Annotated in this window: 4 protein-coding genes and 9 tRNA genes; 10 read left to right on the forward strand and 3 right to left on the reverse strand. The window is 40.7% G+C overall.

All coding sequences use genetic code 11. The features are described 5' to 3' along the window. The first annotated feature begins 160 nt into the window (after positions 1–160). Entirely contained in the window at positions 161–1,345 is a 1,185-nt protein-coding gene (locus AM629_RS11590; RefSeq protein ID WP_054479103.1) for a NupC/NupG family nucleoside CNT transporter, read from the forward strand. Between the two features lie 126 nt (positions 1,346–1,471). Beyond that, positions 1,472–1,696, forward strand: a complete 225-nt coding sequence (locus AM629_RS11595; RefSeq protein ID WP_054479110.1) for a DUF3820 family protein — start codon at positions 1,472–1,474, stop codon at positions 1,694–1,696. Positions 1,697–1,773: 77 nt separating this feature from the next. Here AM629_RS11595 and AM629_RS11600 read toward each other — a convergent pair. From AM629_RS11600 to gltX, 3 genes are all read right to left on the reverse strand, one after another. Continuing rightward, positions 1,774–1,849: transfer RNA gene (locus AM629_RS11600), tRNA-Ala, on the reverse strand. 56 nt (positions 1,850–1,905) lie between these two features. Next, positions 1,906–1,981: transfer RNA gene (locus AM629_RS11605), tRNA-Ala, on the reverse strand. 253 nt (positions 1,982–2,234) lie between these two features. Further along, positions 2,235–3,653: a glutamate--tRNA ligase gene (gltX, locus tag AM629_RS11610; protein WP_054479105.1), complete on the reverse strand. Its 1,419-nt coding sequence runs from the start codon at positions 3,651–3,653 to the stop codon at positions 2,235–2,237. A gap of 269 nt (positions 3,654–3,922) precedes the next feature. Between gltX and AM629_RS11615 the strand changes: the two genes are divergently transcribed. From AM629_RS11615 to glk, 8 genes are all read left to right on the forward strand, one after another. Then, positions 3,923–3,998 (forward strand) — tRNA-Val (locus tag AM629_RS11615). 30 nt (positions 3,999–4,028) lie between these two features. After that, a tRNA-Val gene (locus AM629_RS11620) sits at positions 4,029–4,104 on the forward strand. Between the two features lie 45 nt (positions 4,105–4,149). Continuing rightward, positions 4,150–4,225 (forward strand) — tRNA-Val (locus tag AM629_RS11625). Between the two features lie 41 nt (positions 4,226–4,266). Further along, positions 4,267–4,342, forward strand: a tRNA-Lys gene (locus tag AM629_RS11630). Between the two features lie 39 nt (positions 4,343–4,381). Continuing rightward, positions 4,382–4,457, forward strand: a tRNA-Lys gene (locus AM629_RS11635). A 36-nt stretch (positions 4,458–4,493) separates the two neighbouring features. Further along, positions 4,494–4,629 (forward strand) — tRNA-Lys (locus AM629_RS23425). 44 nt (positions 4,630–4,673) lie between these two features. Next, positions 4,674–4,759: transfer RNA gene (locus AM629_RS23430), tRNA-Lys, on the forward strand. 111 nt (positions 4,760–4,870) lie between these two features. Continuing rightward, positions 4,871–5,836 carry a glucokinase gene (gene glk, locus AM629_RS11645; protein ID WP_054479107.1) on the forward strand — a complete coding sequence of 322 codons (966 nt, stop codon included), beginning with the start codon at positions 4,871–4,873 and terminating at the stop codon, positions 5,834–5,836. Positions 5,837–6,226 lie beyond the last annotated feature (390 nt).

The following is a 6,226-nucleotide window of genomic DNA, read 5'->3' on the forward strand; positions in this document are numbered from 1 at the left end:
TTTATATACCCAATAGATTTCAAGATGGATCGCGACGGCCAGGGAGCGAATCCCCGGGAGCATAGATAACTCTGTGACCGGGGTGAGTGAGTGCAGCCAACAAAGAGGCAACTTGAAAGATAACAGGTATAAACTAGTTTTCTCATGTTTGGAGTATGATATGTCTCAGATCCTGCATTTCCTTTTAGCTCTGGTTGTTATTGGTGGCCTTGCTATTCTGGCGAGTAGTAACCGTAAAGGGATTCGTCCTCGCTATATTATTCAGCTGCTTGTTATTGAGCTTGCTCTGGCGTGGTTTTTCCTGAATTCTGGTGTTGGTCAGGAATTTGTCATGGGATTTGCTGGCTTGTTTGAGCAATTGCTGAAATTTGCGGGTGAAGGAACTGAATTTATTTTTGGCGGCATGATGGATGCAAAACTGGCATTTTTCTTTCTGAATGTATTGTGTCCGATTATCTTTATCTCCGCCCTGATTGGGATTTTACAGCATATCAATGTATTACCAATCGTCATCCGGGTTATTGGTACTCTGTTGTCTAAAGTTAACGGCATGGGTAAGTTGGAATCATTCAATGCGGTTAGTTCTTTGGTACTTGGTCAATCTGAAAATTTTATTGCCTATAAAGATGTGCTGGGCAAAATGTCTGAGCGCCGAATGTACACAATGGCCGCGACTGCGATGTCAACGGTTTCTATGTCGATAGTTGGTGCTTACATGACAATTCTGGAGCCTAAATATGTTGTGGCGGCACTGGTGCTTAATATGTTCAGTACTTTTATCATTCTGTCACTAATTAACCCGTATGATGTTGACAGTGAAGAAGATATTCAAATGAGCAATCTTCATGAAGGTCAAAGTTTCTTTGAAATGCTAGGTGAATATATTTTGGCTGGTTTTAAAGTGGCACTGATTGTTGCTGCGATGTTGATTGGTTTCATTGCTCTGATTGCCGCTATTAACGCGCTGTTTAGCATGATTTTTGATAAGGACTTCCAGGAAACATTGGGTTATGTGTTTTATCCATTCGCTTGGGTGATTGGTATCCCTGCGGATGAAGCGCTGAAGGTTGGCAGTATCATGGCAACCAAACTGGTTTCTAACGAATTTGTTGCGATGCATAGCTTGCAGTCAGTTGCTACAGAACTTTCTCCGCGTTCACTGGGTATTTTATCGGTATTTTTGGTTTCTTTTGCTAACTTCTCGTCAATTGGGATTGTTGCAGGTGCGATTAAGGGCTTGGATGAAAAACAGGGTAACGTAGTTTCTCGCTTTGGTCTGAAATTACTGTTTGGTTCAACTCTTGTTAGTTTTCTATCCGCAGCTATTGCAGGTTTGGTGCTGTAAAAATGTAAAGTTTGATCGTGGGATATTGCGTCATGGATGATGCAGCTTTTCTTTATTTCCTTTCGCATATTTCTTCTTTACTCCGTAAACTGATACTACCTTTTTTAATTGATATATATGCAAGTTATGGAAAAAGAAAACCTGATAGAGATTGCTAATACCGTTATGCCATTTGGTAAATATAAAGGTCGGGTACTCATTGATTTACCAGAAGAATACTTATTGTGGTTCTCCCGTAAGGGTGAATTTCCACAAGGCAAATTAGGTGTACTGATGGAGATGACTTTGGCAATAAAAATAGAAGGGTTAGATTCGCTGGTAAAACCGTTGAAGAATAACCAGCCAAAGTAAGGGTTTATTAATATGAAGGTGATAAACAGTGATAAGCAAAAGGCCCTGAAAGCATAGCTTTCAGGGCCTGATAATTTTGGTGGAGCTAAGCGGGATCGAACCGCTGACCTCTTGCATGCCATGCAAGCGCTCTCCCAGCTGAGCTATAGCCCCACGCTTGTAACTTTTCCTAATTTTAGTACCAAATACTTTACTTTGGTGAAAGTATTTGGTGGAGCTAAGCGGGATCGAACCGCTGACCTCTTGCATGCCATGCAAGCGCTCTCCCAGCTGAGCTATAGCCCCAATCAAAATTAATGGAACGGGGCGCATAATATGAAACCCAGCAAATACTGTCAACGACTAACTTATCATTCTCAAAACAAACGTTGAAAAAGCCATCAGTTTTGTGATAAATCGACAAAATAAAGGTTAAGCAATGGGTTGCCGTGATATGGAAGGCGGATTAGAGAGTGAATAATGTGAGCAAACTAAACGAAAACCTTTTTTAAAAGCAGAAGGCATCACCATAGAGCCAGTGATGCCTTTGTCGCATTAATTACTGTTGGGTTTCACGCTGAGCAATGAACTCCAGAGCCTGATTAATACGAGACAGAGTACGAGTTTGTCCGATAGCATGAATAGTCACATCTAGACCTGGAGACTGTCCGGCACCAGTGGCAGCCACGCGCAGCGGCATACCGACTTTACCCATACCAACTTCCAGTTCATCAGCTGTAGATTGAATGGCGTGATGAACATTTTCTGCTGTCCAGTCAGTCATTGAAGCCAGCTTCGAGTGAACAACTTCAAGAGGTTGACGGGCAACTGGACGCAAATGTTTCTTCGCTGCATCTGCATCAAACTCAGCAAAATCTTCATAAAAGTAGCGGCAGGATTCAGCTATTTCTTTCAGAGTTTTACAGCGTTCACCTAATAATTTAATCAGATCAATCAACTGTGGGCCATTACGGGTATCAATGCCTTGCTGCTCAATATGCCACGCCAGATGAACAGCAACTTCCTCTGGGGGTAGAGTATTAATATAATGATGGTTCAGCCATTGCAGTTTTTCTGTATTGAATGCACTAGCAGATTTATTGATAGCATCAAGGCTAAAAAATTCAGTCATCTCTTCGAGACTAAAAATCTCTTGATCACCGTGCGACCAACCTAGACGAACCAGATAATTCAGCAGTGCTTCTGGTAGATAGCCATCATCGCGGTATTGCATAACACTCACCGCGCCATGGCGTTTGGACAGTTTTTTACCATCATCCCCCAGGATCATCGAAACATGCGCGTATTCTGGAACTGGTGCATCCAGAGCTTTCAGAATATTAATTTGGCGTGGGGTATTATTGATATGGTCTTCCCCGCGAATTACATGGGTAATTTCCATATCCCAATCATCAATAACAACACAGAAATTATAAGTTGGTGAGCCATCGGTACGGCGGATAATCAGATCATCAAGTTCCTGATTACTGAATTCAATTGGACCACGGATACTATCGTTAAAAATAACCGAGCCTTCCTGTGGATTGCGGAAACGAACAACATGGGGTTGATCTGGGTTATGCTGACATTGACTATCACGACAACGACCGTCATAGCGAGGCTTCTCGCCATTGGTCATCTGAGTTTCACGTAATTCATCCAGACGATCTTTAGAACAGTAGCAGTGATAAGCCGTTCCTTGTTCTAGCATTTGATCAATGACTTGGTTATAACGATCAAAACGCTTTGTCTGATAAAAAGGGCCTTCATCCCAATTCAGATTTAACCAGTTCATACCATCCATAATGGCATCAATGGCTTCCTGAGTTGAGCGTTCAAGGTCAGTATCTTCGATACGTAAGACAAATTCGCCCTCATTATGGCGGCTGTATAACCAGGAATAAAGTGCGGTACGTGCACCACCAACATGGAGATAGCCAGTTGGGCTTGGTGCAAAACGGGTTTTAATTTTACGCATTGAGGATTGCCTTAACTACGTTTCACTTTTCAATGAACGTTATTGGTAATTTAAAGTAACAAAATGGGGAGTTATTTTATCACTGCACTTTAATTCCTCAATGCTGTTGGCGGGATGTTGTTGAGAAAAGTCAGCATATCTGCTTAAACTGGACTCTAAGTGATGATAATTATCTCACATTTGTTTAATTTTGAGACGAACGATATTTTTACCTAGAAAAAGCGTTGACTCATCCTGAACTATCCCTATAATGCGACTCCATCACGACGGGGCGATTAGCTCAGTTGGTAGAGCATCTCCCTTACAAGGAGGGGGTCATCAGTTCGAATCTGGTATCGCCCACCATCTCGTTGTGATAGAAATGATTTTATGATTGGGCGATTAGCTCAGTTGGTAGAGCATCTCCCTTACAAGGAGGGGGTCATCAGTTCGAATCTGGTATCGCCCACCAATCATAAATTTAGTGATATAAAATGCAGTGATAGTCCTTTGAAGTGGGCGATTAGCTCAGTTGGTAGAGCATCTCCCTTACAAGGAGGGGGTCATCAGTTCGAATCTGGTATCGCCCACCACTTCATTAGATTGTTCCAGCAATATTGCATATTTTTGGCATGGGTCGTTAGCTCAGTCGGTAGAGCAGTTGACTTTTAATCAATTGGTCGCAGGTTCGAATCCTGCACGACCCACCATTCAAAAAAGCGCATTTCAATCGAAATACCATCTTAGATGGGTCGTTAGCTCAGTCGGTAGAGCAGTTGACTTTTAATCAATTGGTCGCAGGTTCGAATCCTGCACGACCCACCATCTTAAAGTTTCATTCAAAAACAAATTTCCTGAATAGGTCATTAGCGTAGTCGGTAGAGCAGTTGACTTTTAATCAATTGGTCGCAGGTTTGAGCCGAGCGAAGCGAGACAACAGCGCATTCGCGCTGGCCTGAAAGGCGAGGGCGTAGCCCGAGTCATCCTGCACGACCCACCTTCAAAAAAGCGCATTTCAATCGAAATACCATCTTAAATGGGCCGTTAGCTCAGTTGGTAGAACGGTTGATTTTTAATCAGTAGATCATATGTTCGAGTTGGAACAAACTAACTTCATATACTACGTGCATGCCTTGATTATGCGCGTTATTCGCGCTCAAACTATCTATATACCAATAATTCCAGATGGGATAAGCTTTACATATATTGTTGTACTAGTTAATTATTGGGATATAAAAATGAACCTCTACGGACTGGTGGCTGATATTGGTGGCACGAATGCCAGATTGGCACTTTGTAATTTGAAAAATGGGGCTATTGAGCAGATTGAAACATATAGCGCAAGACAATACGCTGGATTAGAGTCTATTATTAGCCACTATTTGGCCGAGCAAAATACAGTAGTAACTTGTGCTTGTATCGCTATTGCTTGCCCGATAAGTGGAGATTGGGTAGAAATGACTAATCACCAATGGGCATTCTCTATTAGTGAGCTAAAACAGACGCTTGGGCTAGAAAAATTAGATGTTATTAATGACTTTACTGCCGTTTCTATGGCTATTCCCATGTTGACAGAGGAATACAAAGTTCAGTTGGGTGGGGGAAAAGCAGTTGAAGATAAACCGGTTGCTGTTTACGGAGCTGGAACTGGCCTTGGAGTCGCTCATCTGATAAAAGTAGACAAGCAATGGATAAGTTTGCCAGGTGAGGGTGGTCATGTGGATTTTGCAGCGAATAGTGAAGAGCAAGATGCAATATTGGCTGTTTTACGTCGCAAGCTAGGCCATGTTTCAGTCGAAAGAATCTTGTCTGGTAGTGGGCTGGTGAATCTCTATCAGGCTATTACTATTTTGAACCATAATCAGCCGGAAGATTTGGAACCAGAAACAGTGACACAGCGAGCATTAGATGAAAGTTGCCAATATTGCCATCGTGCTCTCTCGTTATTTTGTGAAATCATGGGGAGATTTGGCGGAAATTTGGCGTTAAATCTGGGAACTTTTGGGGGTGTGTACATCGCTGGTGGTATAGTGCCACGATTTCTTGATTTCTTTAAGCAGTCAGATTTTTTGCATGGGTTTGAAGATAAAGGGCGCTTTAAAACATTAATACAACAGATTCCTGTTTATTTGATTACTCATCCACAACCTGGATTGTTAGGCTCAGGCACATATTTACGGCAACAGTTATCGCTGGTTGATTAAATTATAAAGACAGATATATACATATTAGAGAAAATAATTGTATATATCTGGTTAAAATTTTTTAAAGAGAGAATATAATAAATATAAATTTATGAATTAAATAACTATGTGGAAATGTTGATTGTTCTTTTATTGTTTTTTATTTACATGTCATTCTCATTTAATGAATAATAATACTTTTAAAGGTAATAATAAAAATATTCCAATTTTACTCTCGATAATATATTTATTCCTTAGTTGCTATAGAATTGCGAATGTATTTTAAAGTAAATAATTTTATATTCAATTGTGCTTTATTTGATTGAAATTATTGAATATTTTATTTAATTGTGGGGTGATTGTGCGTTATTGAATGTTATTATTTTTATAATTATTTAACATCCCTCTATT

Source organism: Photorhabdus heterorhabditis, assembly GCF_001280945.1.
GTDB classification, from domain to species: Bacteria; Pseudomonadota; Gammaproteobacteria; order Enterobacterales; family Enterobacteriaceae; genus Photorhabdus; species Photorhabdus heterorhabditis.